We start from the raw sequence: 17,713 nt of genomic DNA on the forward strand, positions 1-17,713 counted from the left end.
GCGCCCGGGGACCGATGGGGGAGTCGAGGCCCACGGACGGGCATCGCGTTCTCTCGCACAGGGATGGTGCACCGACATGATTGTGTTGACCCGGCTCTCCGGCTCCGCGTTCGTCCTGAACGCCGACCTGATCGAGCGACTCGACAGCACGCCGGACACGGTGGTCACCCTCGTCGACGGCAAGAAGTACGTCGTCGCCGAGGGCCTGGCCCAGGTCGTCGACCTGGTACGCGCCTGGCGCGGCGGCATCATCGCGGCCAGCACCGGAGGCGAGGCCCACGCCTGGGCGCAGCGCGCCCACCTGGCCGCCGTGCCCAGCACTGTCGCGACGGGAGCGGAGGACTGATGGATCCGGCAACCCTGATCGGGGTCCTGGCGGGTCTCGTCATCATCGTCGTCGCCAACGTCATGGAGGGCGGCGACCCCACCAGCCTGCTGCTCGCCCCGCCGATGCTGCTCGTCCTCGGCACCACGCTGATGGTGACGATGGCCGGCGGCACGATCCCCGACGCCAAGCACGCACTGGTCTCGCTCAAGACCGCCTTCACCGCCAAGGTGCGCCCGGCCGGCGACATCGTCCCGATGGTCGTCGCGCTCGCCGAGAAGGCGCGCCGCGAGGGCCTCCTCGCGCTGGAGGAGGACCTGAAGTCGGTCGACGACCCGTTCCTCGTCAAGGGGGTCACCCTGGCCATCGACGGCACCGACCCGGAGGAGGTGCGCGACATCCTCGAGGCGGAGGTGCGCGCCGGCAAGGCGCAGGGCAGGCAGTCGGCGAAGTTCTTCGCCGACGCCGGCGCGTACGCCCCGACGATCGGCATCGTCGGCACGGTGATGGGCCTGGTCCACGTGCTGGAGAACCTCGCCCAGCCCGAGGAGCTCGGCCACCTCATCGCCGCCGCCTTCATCGCGACCCTGTGGGGCGTGATGTCGGCCAACGTCATCTGGCTGCCCATCGGCAACCGCCTCAAGCGGCTCACCGAGCTCGAGGCGGCGCGCATGGAGCTCGTCATCGAGGGCGTCGCGGCCATCCAGGCCGGCGCCAACCCGCGGATCATCGCCCAGAAGCTGTCCTCCCTCCTGCCGGCCGGCGAGCAGCCCGCCGACGCGAAGGCGGCCTGACGTGTGCGGGGCGGCGTCGTGAGCGCCGGGTCGCGCCGGCGTCGGGTGGAGGAGCCCGAGGAGCACGAGAACCACGAGCGGTGGCTGGTCACCTACGCGGACATGGTCACGCTGCTGATGGTGCTGTTCATCGTGATGTTCTCGATGAGCGTCGTCGACGAGCGCAAGTTCAACGCCCTCAAGGCCGGCCTCGCCGCCGGCTTCGGGGAGTCCACGTCGGTGATGACGGGCTCGGAGTCGATCCTCGAGCAGCCCGGCACGGCCTCGATCGCACCGGTGCGTGCCGCGAACTTCCCCGGATCCTCGCCGAGGGACCAGCGCGCCGAGCGGGCGCTGGCCGCCCAGGAGGCGCGGTACGCCGACGCGCGTGCCGAGCTCGCCCGGCTCGACGAGCTCGGCGACCAGCTCGCCCGGGCGCTGCGCCGCGCCGGGCTGGCCGACGACGTCACCCGCACCATCGACGACCGCGGCCTGGTGCTGAGCCTCACCTCGCGCCACGTCGTCTTCGAGCCCGACCGTGCCGAGCTCAGTGGTCGCGGCCGCCGGGTGCTCGAGGCCGTCGCGCCGGTGCTCCGCGCGAGCACCGAGGACCTGCGCATCGACGGCCACACCAACCAGGTGCCGGTGAAACCGCGCTACTTCGCCACCGACTGGGATCTGTCCTCGGCGCGGGCGGTGACCGTGCTGCGCTACCTGCAGGAGGTCGGCGGCCTGCCCGGCGAACGCCTCAGCGCCGCGGCGTTCGGCCACGAGGACCCGCTCGTGGACCCCGCGCGGCCGGGGTCGCAGCGGGTCAACAAGCGGGTGGACCTCGTCGTCCTCTCCGCGCTCCCCGCCTCGGCTCGCGAGCTGCTCGACGACGTCGCGGCCACCCCTGACCCGACCACCGGAGGATCGTCATGAGCACCATGCTGGACCGGCCCACCGCGCCCGCGACCGAGACCGCGGCGCCGAAGCGGGGCAAGAACACGCTCGTCCTCGTCGGCCTGGCCCTGGCGCTGGTCGCCGCCGGCTGGTGGTTCCTGCTGAGACCCGGCGCGCCCACCGAGCCGGAGCCGGGCGAGGTGATGACGATGGAGCCGATCCAGATCAACCTCGCCGACGGCCACTACCTCCGCATCGGCGTCGCGCTCCAGCTCTCCGCCGACGCCCACGCGGCCGACGGCAGCAAGGCGCTCGACGCGACGATCGACCTCTTCAGCGGCGTGGACGAGGCCCAGCTGGCGAAGGCGGGCGAGCGCCAGAAGCTCAAGGACCGGCTCGAGGAGCGGCTCCACGAGGACTACCACGGCGACGTGCTGGAGGTGTACTTCACAGAGTTCGTCACCCAGTAGTCCTCAACTCGGTCCGGCCCGGGCCGATGGGTGGTGCGTGACCTCCCCGCCGCCCCGCGACGACCTGCGCCCCACCGTGCACTCCGGTGCCCGGTCGCGCCGGCGCGCCCGCGGCGGCGCGACACCGACGGCGTACGACTTCCGCCGGCCCGTGCAGCTGTCCCGCGAGCACGCCCGGCTCCTCCAGGTGTGCCTCGACCGGTTCGCGCGCCAGATGGCGACGGTGGTCACGTCCGCGCTCCGCACGGTGTGCACCGCGCAGCTGCTCGACGTGTCGGAGCGCACCTACGACGAGCACGTCGCCACGCTGGACGAGCTGACGTACGCGGTGACGATGAGTGCCGAGCCGCTGCCCGGGCACGCGCTGCTCGACGTGCCGCTGTCGTTCGTGATGAGCGCGATCGACCACATGCTCGGCGGCGCCGGCGCCGGTGTGCAGCCCCGGCGCCCGCTCACCGAGCTCGAGTCCGCCGTCGTGCACGACCTCGCGGTGCGGCTGCTCGACGAGCTCTCCCGCAGCCTCGCCGGCATCGTCGCGACCACACCGGCCCTCGTCGGCGTGGAGTACGACCCCCGGATGGTCCAGGCGGCCGCGCCCGGCGAGACGGTCGTCGTCGCCGCGTTCGAGCTCCTCGTCGGGGACCGCCGGCATCCGGTGACGTTGTGCCTGCCGCTCGTGGGCCTGCACCCCCACCTGGTCCGCGCCGCGGCCCCCGCACCGGTCACCGAGAAGCAGCGACAGCAGCGCTCCCGGGCGGCCGAGCTCGTCGACCGGCGCTTCCGGGACGTGCCCGTCGACGCCGTCGTCCGGTTCCGCACGTCCCACCTTCCGCCCGACGCCCTCGCCACCCTCGCCGTCGGCGACGTGGTGCGCCTCGGCCACGGCGCCACCGACCCGCTCGACGTCGTCGTCGGCGAGACCACCTTCGCCCAGGCGACGGCCGGCACCCACGGTGCCCGGCTCGCCGCGCTGGTCGTCGGCACGACCAAGGAGAACGCATGAGCACCCTGACCGTCCCCACCGCCGAGCAGGCCCTCGGACCCGTCACGGCGGCCGCCGCGGCCGCGGCCGGCGTGCTGCCGGCGCCGACGGCCCTCGTCGCGGGCACGCCGGCGCCCGGTGGCCCGGACGCCGCGGCGGGCTTCGCCGGGGCGGTCGTCGCCGACCTGCACCTCCCGGGCGCGCCGCGCATCGCCGTCCTGGTGGGCGCCGACCTCGTCGACGCCCTCGCCGCCAGCCCGCTCGGTGGCCTCGACCTGGCCGCTGCGACGCAGCCGGCCCTCGACGCCGCAGCCGCCGCGCTCGGCACCGGGTGCGGGGCGGCCCGCGAGGTCGCGACCGAGCTCGTCGGATCCGACGTCGCCGGGCCCGCCACCGCGGTCCCGCTCCTGGGCGGCGGCGTGCCGTGCGGCGCGCTTCTCGTGCCCGACGCGGTGATCGCGACGGCGGGTGCGCTCGCCCCAGGTGTCGCCTCCGCAGCCCCCGAGGAGGCCATCGCGCTGCCCGCCTCGCGCGGCATCGAGATGCTGTACGGGGTCGACCTCGAGGTCGCCGTCGAGCTCGGCCGCACCCGGATGACCGTGCGCGAGCTGCTCGCCCTCTCACCCGGCGACGTGCTGGAGCTCGACCGCGCCGCCGGCGGCCCCGCCGACCTGTTGGTCAACGGCCGCCTCATCGCCCGCGGCGAGGTCGTCATCGTCGACGAGGACTTCGGCCTGCGGATCACCGAGATCGTCGACGACAGCGCAGCGGGCTGACGTGCTCGAGCTGACCGTACGACTGGTCGCCTCCCTGGCGGTCGTCGTGGGACTCCTGCTGCTGCTCGCGCGGCTGGTCGGCAAGCGCTACGGCGCCCGCCCCGGTGCCCCGGTGCAGGTCGTGCACCGTCAGGCGCTCTCGCGCAGCGCCTCCGTCTCGGTGATCACCGTGGGCGGGCGGGTGCTGGTCCTCGGCAGCACCGACCACCAGGTCAGCCTGCTCGCCGAGCTCGACCCCGACGAGCTCGACGGGCTCGACGGGCTCGACGGGCTCGACGGGGCGCTCCTCGACCACGAGCTGCCCGCCGGCGCCGTCGCCGAGGCACCCGCGCCGCGTCCGGTCGACGTCGCCGACGCCCGGCGCGGGGCACACCGCGCCACCCCCGCCGCACGACGTACGCCGTCCGAGGACGGCGCGCTGTCCGGGTCGGTCCTGTCCGGGTCGGTCCTGTCCGCGCAGACGTGGCGCCAGGCCGTCGCGGCCGCCACGGGCAAGGCGTCGTGAGCGCGCGCAGGCGGCTCGCCCGACTCCTGGCCCGACTCCTGGTCGCCTCGGCCCTGGGAGCCGTCGCCGTGCTGCTCGGACTGGGCGCTCCGGCGGCCGCGGCGGCCCCGGCCGCCGGCCCCGCGGCGACCGTGGTGGTCGCGGTGCCGATGACGCCCACGGCGCCCGACGGCCCCCGCGGCCCGCGCGCCCCCGACGGCCCCGGCGGCGGGGACAGCTCGGTGACGATCGACCTCGGTGGCCTCACCGACAAGCCCAGCACGCCGGTCACCGTCATCCTGGCGCTGTCGCTGCTCTCGTTGCTCCCGGCCATCCTGCTGACCTGCACGAGCTTCACCAAGGTCCTGGTGGTGCTCGGCCTGACCCGCAACGCCCTCGGCCTGCAGGGCATCCCGCCCAACCAGGTGCTCGCCGGGCTCGCCCTCTTCCTGTCGCTGTTCATCATGGCGCCGGTGCTGGGCCAGATGAACGACACCGGCCTCCAGCCCTACCTCGACGGCGACAAGACCGCCACCGCGGCCTACGGGGACGGCGTCGAGCCGTTGCGCGACTTCATGCTCGACCAGACCGGCGACGACGAGCTGCGACTGCTGACCAACGTGGCCGGGCGCGACCTGCCCGCCAACCGGGACGACGTGTCGATGGCCACGCTCGTGCCGTCCTTCGTGCTCAGCGAGCTCAAGCAGGCCTTCATCATCGGCTTCATCGTCTTCATCCCGTTCCTCGTCATCGACATCGTGGTGAGCGGGGCGCTGATGGCGCTGGGCATGATGATGATGCCGCCGGTGATGGTGTCGCTGCCGTTCAAGCTGCTGCTCTTCGTCCTCGTCGACGGGTGGGGCCTGGTCATCACCTCCGTCGTGTCGAGCTATCGGTAGGCCGCCATGACCGACACCACCGTCATCAACATCGCCCTGCAGACCATGGTGGTCGCGCTGAAGCTCTCCGCGCCGATCCTGGTGACCTCGCTGGTCATCGGGTTCACCATCTCGCTGTTCCAGTCGATGACCCAGATCCAGGAGTTCACCCTCGCCTTCGTGCCCAAGCTGGTCGGGGTCGGGGTCGCGCTGCTGATCTCGGGCGGCTGGATGCTGCAGACCCTCGTCGACTTCACCGAGGACCTCTTCGACCTCATCCCCACGCTGCTGGGCTGAGCCATGACCCTGACCGTGGCGGGCGAGCCGCTGCTGGCCTACCTGCTGGCGTCGGTGCGCATCATCGCCTGGCTGGCCCTCGTGCCGCCCTTCGCCGGCCGCGCCGTCCCGCTCATGGCCAAGGTGGTGCTCTCGCTCGGCCTCGCCTTCGCCGTCGTGCCCTCCGTCGAGGGCGGCAGCATCCCCACCGCGACGGGCGGGCTGCTCCTGACCACGCTCACCCAGGTCGTCGTCGGCTCGGCGCTGGGCCTGGTGACCTACGTCCTGCTGGCGGCGGTCGCGACGGCCGGCTCGCTCATCGACACCTTCGGCGGCTTCCAGCTCGCCCAGGGCTTCGACCCGCTGTCGATGAACATGAACACCGTCTTCGGCAAGCTCCACCAGATGCTCGCCGTGATGATCCTGTTCGCCACCGGCGGCCACCTGCTGGTCCTCGGCGGCCTGCTGCGCACCTTCGACGTGCTGCCGCTCGGCGAGGTGCCGCGCATCGAGGGCGCCTCCCACGTGATGCTGACGGCGTTCGGCATGTTCTTCGTGACCGCCGTCCAGATCGCGCTGCCGCTCGTGGCGGTCCTCTTCGTCGCCGACCTCGGACTGGCGCTGCTCACCAAGGTCGCGCCGCACCTCAACGCCATCAACGTGATGTTCCCGGCCAAGATCGGCCTCACCCTGCTGCTGCTCGGCCTGTCGTTCCCGGTGCTCCCGGAGGCAGTGTCCCGCCTCGTCGACCTGGCCAACGAGGCCCAGTTCGCGCTCGTGGGGGGGTGAGCGATGTCGGAGGAGAAGACCGAGAAGCCCACCGCGCGCCGGCGCAAGGAGTCGCGCAAGGAGGGCCAGGTCCCGCGCACGCAGGAGCTCGGCGGGTGGCTGACGCTCCTGCTCGTCGCGATGGTGCTGCCGCCCCTGCTCGGCCGCGAGCTCACCGCCCTCGCCGAGCTGATGCGCGACTGCTTCAGCCACCAGGGGCGGGTCGAGGTCTCGGACGCCATGACCCTGCTCGGCCGCGGAGCCGAGCACGTGCTGGTGACGCTCGTGGTGCTCGGCACCGCGGTGATGGTCGTCGGCGTGGCCGCCGCCCTGGCCCAGGGCGGGTTCTTCGTCGCGACCAAGTCGGTCAAGCCCTCGCTCAAGAAGCTCGACCCGATCCAGGGCTTCAAGCGGGTCTTCGGCCCGCAGGCGCTGTGGGAGGGAGCCAAGATGCTCCTCAAGAGCGCCGTCGTCGGCTTCGTGGCCTACGGCGCCGTGTCGGCCATCATGCCGCTGATCGGCGGTCTCGTGCCGATCAGCGCGGTGCTCGAGACGGTCCACGCCGAGGTGCTCGGTCTGCTGCGCACCGTCGCGGTGGCCGGGCTCGTGATGGCCGTCGCCGACTACGCGGTCGTGCGGCGCCGGATGGGCAAGAAGACCCGGATGTCCAAGCACGAGGTCAAGCAGGAGGGCAAGCAGACCGAGGGCGACCCGCTGCTCAAGGGGGCGATCCGCTCCCGCCAGCTGGCCGCCTCGCGCAATCGGATGATGGCCGACGTGCCCACCGCCGACGTGGTGCTCGTCAACCCCACCCACGTCGCCGTCGCCCTCACGTACGACGCCAGCCGCGGTGCGCCGCGGGTGGTGGCCCGCGGCCAAGGGCTGGTCGCCCAGCGGATCCGCGAGCAGGCCTTCGAGCACGGCGTGCCGCTCGTCCGGGACGTGCCGCTGGCCCGGGCGCTCCACCGCTCGACCACGGTCGGACAGGAGATCCCCGCCGAGCTCTACGCCGCGGTCGCGCAGGTCCTCGCGTTCGTCATCTCCCGCCGCTCGTCCGGGGCGCGCGGCGGCGAGCACAGCAGCCCGCGGACCGAGACCGAGGTGCCGGACGCGCCGGTCGCGGGGCGTCGACGCCGGACGGTCGGACCCGCCACGCCCGTCGTGCCGGGACCGGCCGCCGCCAACCCCTCAGGTGCCGGCGTCGCCGGCCGATGGGAGGCGTGACGCCAGGACGGCGTCACCCGGTGCCACGGACGGCGCGACCTGCGTCAGCGACGACTCGAAAGGCACCCTGTGGCCTCCAAGCGACTGCTCCAGCTGGGTGTGCCCGCCGGCATCGTGCTCATCATCGTGATGCTGGTGGTGCCGCTGCCCGCGGTCGTGCTGGACATGCTCATCGCGTTCAACATCACCAGCGCCCTGCTGGTGCTGCTCGTCGCGATGTTCGTGCACAAGCCGCTGGAGTTCGCCGCGTTCCCCGCTGTCGTGCTCGTGCTGACCCTCTTCCGCCTGGCGCTCAACGTCAGCGCCACCCGGCTCGTGCTGCTCGACGGCTACGCCGGCAAGGTCATCGACACCTTCGGCCACTTCGTCGTCGGCGGCTCGCTGATCGTCGGGCTGATCGTCTTCGCGATCCTGCTCGTCATCCAGTTCGTCGTGATCACCAAGGGCGCCGAGCGGGTCGCGGAGGTGGGTGCGCGCTTCACCCTCGACGCGATGCCCGGCAAGCAGATGGCCATCGACGCCGACCTCAACTCCGGGCTCATCGACGAGGACGAGGCGCGGCGTCGCCGCCACGAGGTGCACGCCGAGGCCGACTTCTACGGCTCGATGGACGGCGCCTCGAAGTTCGTCAAGGGCGACGCCATCGCCGCGATCGTGATCACCCTCGTCAACCTCCTCGGCGGGTTCGCCGTCGGCATGGCGCAGCGGGGCATGACGTTCGGCGACGCGATCACCACCTACAGCCTGCTCTCGGTCGGCGACGGCCTCGTCTCGCAGATCCCCGCGCTGCTGCTGTCGACGGCCACCGGCCTCATCGTCACCCGCAACACCGGCGACTCCGACATGGGCTCCGACATCCTGCGCCAGCTCACCAACAACAAGATGCCGCTGCAGATCGCCGGCTTCGGCGCGCTCGGCATCTGCCTGATCCCCGGGCTGCCCAAGCTGCCCTTCGTCGTCGCCGGCGGGATCATGCTGCTGGCCTCGACGCGAGTGCCCCAGCCGGTCGCCGACGAGCCCGAGGCGGTGGCCGACCCGGCGCTGTCCGCCGGGCCCGACACCCCCGAGCTGCTCGCCGCCGAGATCCGGGTCGACCCGCTCGGCCTCGAGCTCTCGCCCGACATCATCGACCTCGTCGACCCCGCCAGCGGCGGCGACCTGCTCGACCGGGTCAAGGGGCTGCGCCGCAAGATCGCCGGCGAGCTCGGCATCATCGTGCCCCCGGTGCGCACCCGCGACAGCATCGACCTGCCCGCGAGCACCTACGCCATCCGCCTCTTCGGCATCGAGGTCGCGCGCGGCGAGGCCCCGCGCGGCACCGTCCTCGCCATCGGCGACCACCTCGGCGCCCTGCCCGGCCAGCCCACCCGCGAGCCGGTCTTCGGGCTCGAGGCGTCGTGGATCCCCGCCGAGCTGCGGGTGCAGGCCGAGCTCAACGGCGCCACGGTCGTCGACCGGTCCTCGGTGATCACCACCCACCTCGCCGAGGTCGTGGGCCAGCACGCCGCCCGCCTGCTGGGCCGCGAGGACGTCAAGACGCTGACCGACCTGGTCCGGAGCAGCCACCCGGTCGTGGTGGAGGAGCTGACCCCGGCACAGCTGAGCCTCGGTGAGGTGCAGCGCGTGCTGCAGGGCCTGCTCGCCGAAGGCGTCGCCGTGCGCGACCTGGTGCGGATCTTCGAGGCGCTCTCGCTCGAGGCGCAGGCCACCAAGGACCCCGACGTCCTGGTCGAGGTCGCCCGCGCCGCGCTCGGCCCGGCCATCGCCGCCCCGCATCTGATCGAGGGCGCGATCCACGTGCTGAGCTTCGAGCCGATGCTCGAGCAGCGGATGCTCGAGGCGGTCCGTCCCGGCGACCACGGCCCGGTGGTCGCGCTCGACCCGCTGGTCGCGCAGAGCGTGCTCGGCGAGCTGTCCGACCTGCGCACGGCCGCGGAGGAGCGCGGCCTGCGTCCGGTCGTGGTCTGCGCGCCCCAGCTGCGCGCAGCCGTACGCCGGATGGTCGCCCCGGCCCTGCCGAGCACCCCCGTCCTCTCCTACACCGAGCTCGCCGGCGCCGCGCAGGTGCGCTCGGCCGGGACCGTCACCGGCGACCGACTGGCGGTGACCGCGTGAAGCCGATCTCCGGGACGGTGCTGGTCGTCGCCGCGCTCCTCACCTCGCCGGCCCTGGCGGGCGCCGCGACCGGTGCCGTGCCGCTCGACGTCGCCCTCGGTCGCTACCTGCTCGTGACCGGACTGTGCTGGGTGCTGCTCACCATGGCCGCGGAGTGGCTCTGGTCCGAGCCTCAGCCGGCCGTCGGCGCGGAGCCGCCGCCTGCCGCAGCTCCTCCTGACGCCACCGCCACGGAGCCCGACCCGGAGCGACCCCGACCCAGGTGACCGGGTGCGGGGGCTCCGGCTCGCTGCAGCGGCAGACCCTCAGTGGTGGAAGGCGGGGTGGGGAGCCTCGACCGGCATCGGCCCCTCGAGGTTGTCGAGGTAGACCGTCTCCTTCTCGATGTCGGCGAGGAGATCGGCGGCCAGGTCCATGCTCAGGCCGTTGCGCACCACGATCCGCTGGACCGTGAGGTCGGTCATGTCGTCGGGCATCGGGTAGGCCGGCACCAGCCAGCCCTTCATCCGCAACCGGTCCTGGAGGTGGTAGAGGTTCCAGTTGTCGGTGTGGCCCTTCTTGAGACGCCAGGCGAAGACGGGGATGTCGCTGGCGTCGTTCCACAGCTCGAACGCGTCGATCTTGGCGATGCCCTCGGCGAGGAACTTCGCCACCTTCTGCGACTCCTGCTGCACCGACCGGTATCCCTCGTAGCCCAGTCGCAGGAACATGTAGTACTGCAGCAGCACCTGGGCGCCCGGCCGGGAGAAGTTCAGCGCGAAGGTGGGCATCTCGCCGCCGAGGTAGCTGACCTCGAAGACGAGGTCCTCGGGCAGCCACTGGCGATCGCGCCAGACGATCCAGCCGAGGCCCGGGAACACCAGGCCGTACTTGTGGCCCGACGTGCTGATCGAGTGCACGCGCTCGAGGCGGAAGTCCCAGAGGAGGTCGGGCTGGAGGAACGGCGCGATCATCGCCCCGGAGGCTCCGTCGACGTGGATGGGGACATCGAGGCCCGTCTTGGCCTGGATCTCGTCCAGCGCCCGGGCGATGTCGGCCACCGGCTCGTACATGCCGGTGTAGGTCACGCCCATGATGGCGACGACGCCGATGGTGTTCTCGTCGACGTAGGTGTCCAGGTCGTGGCCGTCGAGCGTCTTGTGCTCCTCGCTGATGGGCACCAGGCGGGCCTCGACGTCGAAGTAGTTGCAGAACTTCTCCCAGCAGACCTGCACCGCCGAGGACATCACGAGGTTGGGCTTGGTGGTGTCCTTGCCCGCCTCGCGGCGCGCGTGCTGCCAGCGACGCTTGAACGCGAGCCCGCCCAGCATGCACGCCTCCGAGGAGCCGATGGTTGAGGTGCCGATGCTCGTCTCGGGGTCCGGCGCGTTCCACAGACCGGCGAGCATGTGCCAGCAGTTGTCCTCGATCGCGGCGGTCTGCGGGTACTCGTCCTTGTCGATCATGTTCTTGTCGAACGCGTTCTCGTACACCTGACGGGCGTCGTCGTCCATCCACGTCCCGACGAAGGTCGCCAGGTTCAGCCGCGAGTTGCCGTCGAGGATGGTCTCGTCGTCGACGATCTGCTTCGCCGTCTCCGGCAACGACTCCTGCTGGGGGATGGTGCGGCGCGGGGCGACGGTCGCCTCGCCGGGCCGAGAGAAGAGCGGCTCCGACGGGCCGTCTGTCTGCGGTGAGGTCATGACTCATCTCCGATCTGCGCGGTTGTGTGGGTCCTCAATCGAGGCTATGCGCACACGCGCGGCTGCCCAGAGGCGTCCGACCGGTGCCGTTCGACCCGGTGGGCCGGTCGCGGGGAGACTCCGCCGCGGCCGGGACGACCGGTCCGGGACGGCTGGAGCCGGACGCCTCGCGCACGCCTGGAGCGGAGCGCTCAGGCGCGGCTGATCGTCATCGCCAGGCCCAGGAGGTGCCCGAACCGCGCGAGCTCGGAGTCGAGGAACTCCGGGCCGCCGCGACGTCCCATCAGGACGAGGTCGTCGCCGAAGGGAGCGGCGCACTCCACGTAGACCTCGTCGCCCGGCAGGCGGGTGGGGGTGGCGACCTGCTCGACGTCGTAGGCCGACGGCGCGGCGTCGGTGGCGTGGACGACCCGCGCCCCGACGCCGTCGACGCCGGGCGTGACGCGGGCCGCCCAGTCGACGCGGAAGGCGACCGGCAGCATCTCGACGAGCCGGTCGGGCGCGGTGGAGGGGTCCTCGGTGAGGGCCTCGACGACCTCGAGGTCGAGGAAGAGGTTGCCGCCCGCGGCGTAGCGGTTGATCCACAGCACGCTGACGCCGTCGAGGGTGCCGCAGGCGGAGACCACCGAGTCGGGCATCGTCCCGTGCGCCATCTCGAGGAGCACGTCGTCGACGGCGAAGCCGTCACGCTTCTCGACGATCTCGATCGCGTCGATGTCGCCGCCGGCCTCACCGATGGCGGTCGCGACACGACCCAGCGACCCGGGGACGTCCGGGAGCTCGACGCGCATCAGGTAGGGCATGCGTCGAGGCTAGCGGTCACGCGTGTCATGCACATTTCAGACGCGCGACGGCGGGGCGCCGACGCCGTGGTCGTCGTCATGGTCGCCGGAGCGCCCCGCGGCCGCGAGCCGCACCGCGAGGCCGCTCGCGCGCTGGGCCCGGCGCCCGATCGCCGCCCGGATCGCCGGCTCCGAGCCGACGACGCGCACGCGGGACCGGGCCCGGGTGACAGCGGTGTAGAAGAGCTCGCGCGAGAGCAGCCGGGAGTCCTCGTCGGGCAGCAGCACCGTGACGACGTCGGCCTGCGAGCCCTGCGACTTGTGGATCGTCATCGCGTGCATGGTCTCGACGTCGCCGAGGCGGGAGGGCGCCAGGTCGCGCGGTCCGTCGCTGGCGGCGATCACCGCGCGGGGCCCGGCGGGGGTCAGCACGACCACTCCGCTGTCGCCGTTGTAGACGCCGAGCTGGTGGTCGTTGGCCGTGACCAGCAGCGGCCGGCCGACGTAGGCCCGCTCGTGGAGCGGGTCGCCGGTGACGGCGGTGAGCCAGTGCTCGATGCGCCGGTTCCAGTGGCGTACGCCGAACGGGCCGTCGCGGTGCGCGCAGAGCAGGCGGTGCCGGTCGAGCGCGGCGAGGGCACCGGGCACGTCGCCGCGCTCGGCGGCGTCGCGCACGGCGAGTGCCGCGTCGAGGGCGGTGGTGCGGATGCGCGAGGACGGGTCGGGCTCGTCGACCCACTCGACCGCGTCGTGACCGGCCGCCAGCACCTCCAGCGCGGCGTCGGCGTCGCCGGTGCGCAGCGCCTCGGCCAGCTCGCGGATGTCGGGGCCGAAGCGGTGGGTGGACTCCAGCGCCGTGACCGGCGAGTCGGCCCGTCCCGCGAAGCCGCGCACCACGTCGCTGAGCACCGCGCCGGCCTCCACCGACGACAGCTGGTGCGGGTCGCCGACCAGCACCAGGCGTGCGTCGGGGCGCACCGCCTCGAGCAGGCGCGCCATCTGGGTCAGCGAGACCATCGACGACTCGTCGACGACGACCACGTCGTGGGGCAGCCGGTTGCCGCGGTGGTGGCGGAAGCGGGTCGAGTTGCCCGGGTCGGGTCGCAGCAGCCGGTGCAGGGTGGAGGCCGTGACACCGGCCAGGCGCAGCCGGTCGGCCTCCTCGAAGGCCTCCGCCTCCTGGTGCACCGCCTGCTGCAGGCGCGCCGCCGCCTTGCCGGTCGGGGCGGCGAGCGCGATCCGCAGCCCGCGCGGGTGCTGGTCGAGGAGCCCGACGAGCAGCGAGGCGACGGCGGTGGTCTTGCCGGTGCCCGGGCCGCCGGTGAGCACGGTGGTCCACTGGCCCGCCGCCGCGAGGCACGCCGCCACCTGCTCGTCGTAGGTCGTCCCGGGGCGCGCCTGCTGCATCGCCGCCACCACCCGGGCCATCGAGGCGCGCATGAGGTCGGGGTCGTGCTCGGGCGAGGTGGCGGCGCGCGAGAGCAGGTCGTCGACGACCTGGGTCTCCTGCTCGTGGTAGCGGTCGAGGTAGAGCAGGTCGTTGTCCCAGCGCACCAGGCCGGCCGTCACCAGCGGGCTCGCGGCGACCGATGCGGTCCAGTCGCCGGTCTCGGGCCAGGGCAGGTCGGGCGGGTCGGCGACCGTCGCCAGGTCGACGCACACGGACCCGCCACGCACGGCGCGCACGGCCAGCGCGACGGCGAGCAGCACCCGCTCGTCGGACTCCTGGCCGAGGCGGCCGAGGGCGGCGGCGACGTGGACGTCGGCGGTGGTGAGGACGCCGGCGGCGTTGAAGGCCGCCAGCAGCCCGGTGGCACCCAGCGCCAGCCGGGCGTCGGTGCCGTCGACCGGCTCGAAGAGGTCGCTCATGCGGGGTCCCTGGGGCGTCGGTCGGAGGAGCGCAGCGGGCGTGAGGGACGGCGGGGGGCGTTCACGGCCGCACCCCGTCGAGCAGGTCGGACACCGACGTGACGAGGGCGACCGGCGGCTGCCACGAGAAGACGCCGCACGGCCGGCCGTCGACGCTGGGCGTCTCGGGGCCGCACATGCCGCGCAGGTAGAGGTAGAGCACCCCACCGAGGTGCAGGTGAGGCTCGTAGTCCGGCAGCCGCCAGCGCAGGTAGCGGTGGAGCACCACGACGTAGAGCAGCGCTTGGAGGGGGTAGTCGGAGTGCCCCATCGCCTCGTCGAGGACGGCCGGGCGGTAGTCCCAGGCCGTCGCCGGCGTGGCGCGGTCGCCCAGCCAGTTGGTCTTGTAGTCGACGGTCAGGTAGCGGGTGCGGCCCTCGACCGGCACCCGGACCACCACGTCGATCGAGCCGGTGAGGTAGCCCAGCAGGCGCTGCGCCGCGAGGTCGGGATCGGACTCGAGCGTCGCGGCGAAGGCCAGCAGGGGGTCGCCGGCCGGCAGGTGCGCACGGAGCAGCGGGCCGAGGTCGCCGAGGACGACCGGGGCCGCGTCGCGCGCGGCGGCCAGGTCGCCGCCGGCGAGGGGCACCTCGAAGTCGAGCTCGCGCAGCCGGTCGCCGACGTGGATGTCGCGCAGCGTCAGCCCACCAGCGAGCGGGCCCAGCGGGGAGTCGCAGACCGCGACGAGCGCGTCGGCGAGGGCGTCGGCGTCGACGTCGACGGCCCACCACGCGCGGTGCTCCTCGATCTGCGCCAGCAGCTCGGCGCGGAGGTCGGGCGAGGCGGGGTCGGCGTGCTCGAGGACCTCGTGGACCAGCGAGCCGAACTCCGCGCCCACCGGGAGGTCGGCCATGGGCGAGGCGACGGCCGCCAGGTCGAGGTCGGGGTCGAGGACGGGCCCGTCGTCGAGCGGGTCGAGCTCGACGTCGTCGAGCTCGGGCGCGTCGTCGGGCTCGGACAGCACCCGCTCGGCGGCACCGCCGTGCGGGGCGCCGGCCGCGGCCAGCGCGGAGTAGGACGTACGGCGCCAGTCGGTGTCGACGTCGCGGTCGAAGCGGCGCACCGCCAGCGGGGGGAGGTCGCGCTGGATCGGGGTGGTGTCGACGGGCGCGAGGACGGCGAGCTCGGGCTGCGGCCCGCCGGCCGACTTCCAGCGGCCCAGGATCTCGACCAGCTCGTCGTCGCCGACGACCGGCTGCTCGTCGTTGACGCGGGGGTGCCCGGGCGCGCGCCCGAAGAGCATCCGGTGGAGCGGCGCGCTGGCGGTGTTGTTGGCGGTGGGGCAGTACCACGCGACGACCTGCGACTGCGCCCGCGTGAGGGCGACGTAGAGCAGCCGGAGGGACTCGCCGGCGTCCTCGTGGCGGCTCGCGGCGACGGCCGCGTCGCGCCACCGGCTGGGGCCCCCGACGTCGCGGCAGCGCTCGCCGTCGGCGTCGTGGAAGAGCGGCACGTCCTCGTCGCGCACCCAGCGGTCCCAGAGCGTCGGCAGGTAGACGACGGGGTACTCGAGTCCCTTGCTGCCGTGGATCGTGACCAGCTGGACGGCGGCGGCGTCGGAGTCGAGCCGTCGGGTGCGCTCGGAGGCGACCTCGACCTTGTCGTCGGCCACCTGCGCGCGCAGCCAGCCGAGCAGGCCGACCACGCCGAGCCGTTCGCTCACGGTGACCTTGTGCAGCGCCTCGCCGACGTGGCGCAGGTCGGTGAGCGTGCGCTCGCCCGCGACGCGGCCCAGCACCCGGGCGGTGAGCCCGTCGAGCACCGCACTCTCCAGCACCGCGGCGACCCCGCGGGCGGCGAAGACGTCGGCGAGGCGGCGTACGTGCTCGCTCAGCGCGTCGGTGGGGTCGGGCGTGGCCTGGAGGTCCTCGGCCGTGCGCCCGAAGAAGTCGGTCAGCGCCGCGGCGCGCACCCGGTCGGCGCGGTGGGGCTGCTCGAGCGCCTCGAGCAGCGTGAGCCACTGGGTGGCCGCGGCGGTCTTGAAGACCGAGCCGCCGGCGTTGAGCACGGCGGGCACCCCGACGGCGGCCAGGGCGTCCTGCGCGGCGAGCAGGTCGGCTCGACGGGCGGCGAGCACCGCGACGTCCTTGGGCTCGATCGGCCGGGTCTCGTCGCCCGCGCCGACGGTGGCGTCGCTGGTCAGCAGCCGCTTGACGTCGGCGGCGAGGTCGGTGAGCACGTGCTGGCGCCAGTCGCCGATGCGCGGACGCCGGCGCCCGAGCTCGTCGTGGCGCACCACCCGCAGCCGGAACGGCGGCCCGGCCCCGTCGAGCCGGGGGGTGCGGTGGTGCGCGGACACGGGGTGGACGGCGATGCGCTCGTCGCCCAGGGCGGCGCCCTCGACCAGCACGTGGAGCGAGTCGAGCAGCGGCTGGTCGGCACGCCAGTTGACCCCGAGGGTCTGCCGGGTCGTGGCCTGCTCGGCCGCCTCGAGGTAGGTGACGATGTCGCCGCCGCGGAAGGCGTAGATGGCCTGCTTGGGGTCGCCGATGAGCACCAGCGTGGCGACGCCGTGGAACGCCCGCTCGAAGACCTGCCACTGCACCGGGTCGGTGTCCTGGAACTCGTCGATCAGCGCGACCTTCCAGCGCTGGCGCATCCGGGCGCGGGCCGGGGCGTCGTCGTCGCGCAGCGCGTCGGCGAGCTGGCCGAGGAGGTCGTCGTAGGACAGCACGCCCAGGCGGCGCTTGCGGCGCTCGATCTCGCCGAGCACGTCGCAGGCGAACCGCACGCGCGCGGCCGGGAGCCCGTCGGGCTCCTCGACCAGCGCCTCCTGCGGCGCCACCCGGGCGCGGGGATCGCCCACGACCGCGCGGGCGATGCCCAGCGCGTCGTCGCGGGTCCACGAGGCGTGCTGCTGACGGGCGAAGAGGTGGAGGTAGCGGTCGTCGGTGACCTCGGTGGTCAGCTGCTCCAGGTCCTCGACGAGGACGGCGCCGGTGTCGGTGTCGCCGGCGACGCCGAGGCTGCGCAGCACCAGCTGGCAGAACTGGTGGATGGTGGCGATGGTCGCGGCGTCGAACGAGGTCAGCGCCTCGGTGAGCCGGGCGCGGCGCACGACGCGCTCGGCCTCGTCGGCGTCGAGGAGCCAGTGGTGCAGGCGGTTGGCCGGGTCGGCGGTGGTCGGGTCGGCGAGGACGGCGGCAGCCTCGTCGAGCTGGCGGCGCACCCGGTCGCGCAGCTCCTGGCTGGCCGCGCGGGTGAAGGTGACGACGAGCATCTCCTCCAACGTGGCCACGCCCTCGACGACGTAGCGCGTCACCAGCGCGGCGATCGTCCAGGTCTTGCCGGTGCCGGCGCTCGCCTCGAGCAGGGTGGTGCCCGTGGGCAGGGGGCCGCAGATGTCGAAGGTCTCCATGGCAGCCAGGTCGGGCAGCTCGCTCAT

Annotated in this window: 17 protein-coding genes; 13 read left to right on the forward strand and 4 right to left on the reverse strand. The window is 73.5% G+C overall.

The window, feature by feature from the left end; all coding sequences use genetic code 11:
• Window positions 1–76: 76 nt before the first annotated feature.
• From JX575_RS01015 to JX575_RS01075, 13 genes are all read left to right on the forward strand, one after another.
• Complete coding sequence (locus JX575_RS01015) at window positions 77–346, forward strand: flagellar FlbD family protein (RefSeq protein WP_186339859.1); 270 nt, start codon at window positions 77–79, stop codon at window positions 344–346.
• The gene (locus JX575_RS01020) at window positions 346–1,119 is read left to right on the forward strand and encodes a motility protein A (protein ID WP_186339860.1); all 774 of its coding nucleotides are present in this window, start codon (window positions 346–348) and stop codon (window positions 1,117–1,119) included. Before JX575_RS01015 ends, JX575_RS01020 begins: the two co-directional genes overlap by 1 nt.
• A gap of 18 nt (window positions 1,120–1,137) precedes the next feature.
• Window positions 1,138–2,022: a flagellar motor protein MotB gene (locus JX575_RS01025; protein WP_186339861.1), complete on the forward strand. Its 885-nt coding sequence runs from the start codon at window positions 1,138–1,140 to the stop codon at window positions 2,020–2,022.
• Complete coding sequence (locus tag JX575_RS01030) at window positions 2,019–2,453, forward strand: flagellar basal body-associated FliL family protein (RefSeq protein ID WP_186339862.1); 435 nt, start codon at window positions 2,019–2,021, stop codon at window positions 2,451–2,453. The genes JX575_RS01025 and JX575_RS01030 overlap by 4 nt, the downstream gene beginning before the upstream one ends.
• A gap of 37 nt (window positions 2,454–2,490) precedes the next feature.
• A complete protein-coding gene (locus JX575_RS01035) occupies window positions 2,491–3,456 on the forward strand; it encodes a flagellar motor switch protein FliM (RefSeq protein WP_186339863.1) in 966 nt (321 codons plus the stop codon).
• Window positions 3,453–4,211, forward strand: a complete 759-nt coding sequence (gene fliN, locus JX575_RS01040; RefSeq protein WP_186339864.1) for a flagellar motor switch protein FliN — start codon at window positions 3,453–3,455, stop codon at window positions 4,209–4,211. The genes JX575_RS01035 and fliN overlap by 4 nt, the downstream gene beginning before the upstream one ends.
• Window position 4,212: 1 nt before the next feature.
• Entirely contained in the window at window positions 4,213–4,716 is a 504-nt protein-coding gene (locus tag JX575_RS01045) for a flagellar biosynthetic protein FliO (protein WP_186339865.1), read from the forward strand.
• Window positions 4,713–5,594 carry a flagellar type III secretion system pore protein FliP gene (gene fliP / locus JX575_RS01050; protein WP_241005282.1) on the forward strand — a complete coding sequence of 294 codons (882 nt, stop codon included), beginning with the start codon at window positions 4,713–4,715 and terminating at the stop codon, window positions 5,592–5,594. The genes JX575_RS01045 and fliP overlap by 4 nt, the downstream gene beginning before the upstream one ends.
• 6 nt (window positions 5,595–5,600) lie before the next feature.
• The gene (fliQ, locus tag JX575_RS01055) at window positions 5,601–5,870 is read left to right on the forward strand and encodes a flagellar biosynthesis protein FliQ (RefSeq protein WP_186339866.1); all 270 of its coding nucleotides are present in this window, start codon (window positions 5,601–5,603) and stop codon (window positions 5,868–5,870) included.
• 3 nt (window positions 5,871–5,873) lie between these two features.
• On the forward strand, window positions 5,874–6,638 hold the full coding sequence (locus tag JX575_RS01060; protein ID WP_186339867.1) for a flagellar biosynthetic protein FliR: 765 nt from the start codon (window positions 5,874–5,876) through the stop codon (window positions 6,636–6,638).
• Window positions 6,639–6,641: 3 nt separating this feature from the next.
• Window positions 6,642–7,841 carry an EscU/YscU/HrcU family type III secretion system export apparatus switch protein gene (locus tag JX575_RS01065; RefSeq protein ID WP_186339868.1) on the forward strand — a complete coding sequence of 400 codons (1,200 nt, stop codon included), beginning with the start codon at window positions 6,642–6,644 and terminating at the stop codon, window positions 7,839–7,841.
• Between the two features lie 69 nt (window positions 7,842–7,910).
• Entirely contained in the window at window positions 7,911–9,956 is a 2,046-nt protein-coding gene (locus JX575_RS01070; protein WP_186339869.1) for a flagellar biosynthesis protein FlhA, read from the forward strand.
• Complete coding sequence (locus JX575_RS01075) at window positions 9,953–10,222, forward strand: hypothetical protein (protein ID WP_186339870.1); 270 nt, start codon at window positions 9,953–9,955, stop codon at window positions 10,220–10,222. Before JX575_RS01070 ends, JX575_RS01075 begins: the two co-directional genes overlap by 4 nt.
• A gap of 39 nt (window positions 10,223–10,261) precedes the next feature.
• Here JX575_RS01075 and JX575_RS01080 read toward each other — a convergent pair whose 3' ends face one another.
• The 4 genes from JX575_RS01080 to JX575_RS01095 form a co-directional block, all read right to left on the reverse strand.
• Window positions 10,262–11,638 (reverse strand): glutamate decarboxylase, encoded by a 1,377-nt coding sequence (locus tag JX575_RS01080; protein WP_186339871.1) that lies wholly within the window; start codon window positions 11,636–11,638, stop codon window positions 10,262–10,264.
• Window positions 11,639–11,829: 191 nt separating this feature from the next.
• Window positions 11,830–12,441 (reverse strand): ACT domain-containing protein, encoded by a 612-nt coding sequence (locus tag JX575_RS01085; RefSeq protein WP_186339872.1) that lies wholly within the window; start codon window positions 12,439–12,441, stop codon window positions 11,830–11,832.
• A gap of 36 nt (window positions 12,442–12,477) precedes the next feature.
• A complete protein-coding gene (gene recD / locus JX575_RS01090; protein WP_186339873.1) occupies window positions 12,478–14,289 on the reverse strand; it encodes an exodeoxyribonuclease V subunit alpha in 1,812 nt (603 codons plus the stop codon).
• 61 nt (window positions 14,290–14,350) lie between these two features.
• The gene (locus tag JX575_RS01095) at window positions 14,351–17,713 is read right to left on the reverse strand and encodes a UvrD-helicase domain-containing protein (RefSeq protein ID WP_241005283.1); all 3,363 of its coding nucleotides are present in this window, start codon (window positions 17,711–17,713) and stop codon (window positions 14,351–14,353) included.

It is taken from the genome of Nocardioides sp. zg-1228 (genome assembly GCF_017086465.1).
Lineage (GTDB): Bacteria > Actinomycetota > Actinomycetes > Propionibacteriales > Nocardioidaceae > Nocardioides.

What these genes read in the sequence shown, in the direction of transcription:
- JX575_RS01015 (WP_186339859.1), top strand. Translation starts at nt 77, where the DNA reads ATGATTGTGTTGACCCGGCTCTCCGGCTCCGCGTTCGTCCTGAACGCC.
- JX575_RS01020 (WP_186339860.1), top strand. Translation starts at nt 346, where the DNA reads ATGGATCCGGCAACCCTGATCGGGGTCCTGGCGGGTCTCGTCATCATC.
- JX575_RS01030 (WP_186339862.1), top strand. Translation starts at nt 2,019, where the DNA reads ATGAGCACCATGCTGGACCGGCCCACCGCGCCCGCGACCGAGACCGCG.
- fliN (WP_186339864.1), top strand. Translation starts at nt 3,453, where the DNA reads ATGAGCACCCTGACCGTCCCCACCGCCGAGCAGGCCCTCGGACCCGTC.
- fliQ (WP_186339866.1), top strand. Translation starts at nt 5,601, where the DNA reads ATGACCGACACCACCGTCATCAACATCGCCCTGCAGACCATGGTGGTC.
- JX575_RS01060 (WP_186339867.1), top strand. Translation starts at nt 5,874, where the DNA reads ATGACCCTGACCGTGGCGGGCGAGCCGCTGCTGGCCTACCTGCTGGCG.
- JX575_RS01065 (WP_186339868.1), top strand. Translation starts at nt 6,642, where the DNA reads ATGTCGGAGGAGAAGACCGAGAAGCCCACCGCGCGCCGGCGCAAGGAG.
- JX575_RS01080 (WP_186339871.1), bottom strand. Translation starts at nt 11,638, where the DNA reads ATGACCTCACCGCAGACAGACGGCCCGTCGGAGCCGCTCTTCTCTCGG.
- JX575_RS01085 (WP_186339872.1), bottom strand. Translation starts at nt 12,441, where the DNA reads ATGCCCTACCTGATGCGCGTCGAGCTCCCGGACGTCCCCGGGTCGCTG.
- recD (WP_186339873.1), bottom strand. Translation starts at nt 14,289, where the DNA reads ATGAGCGACCTCTTCGAGCCGGTCGACGGCACCGACGCCCGGCTGGCG.
- JX575_RS01095 (WP_241005283.1), bottom strand. Translation starts at nt 17,713, where the DNA reads ATGAGCGAGCTGCCCGACCTGGCTGCCATGGAGACCTTCGACATCTGC.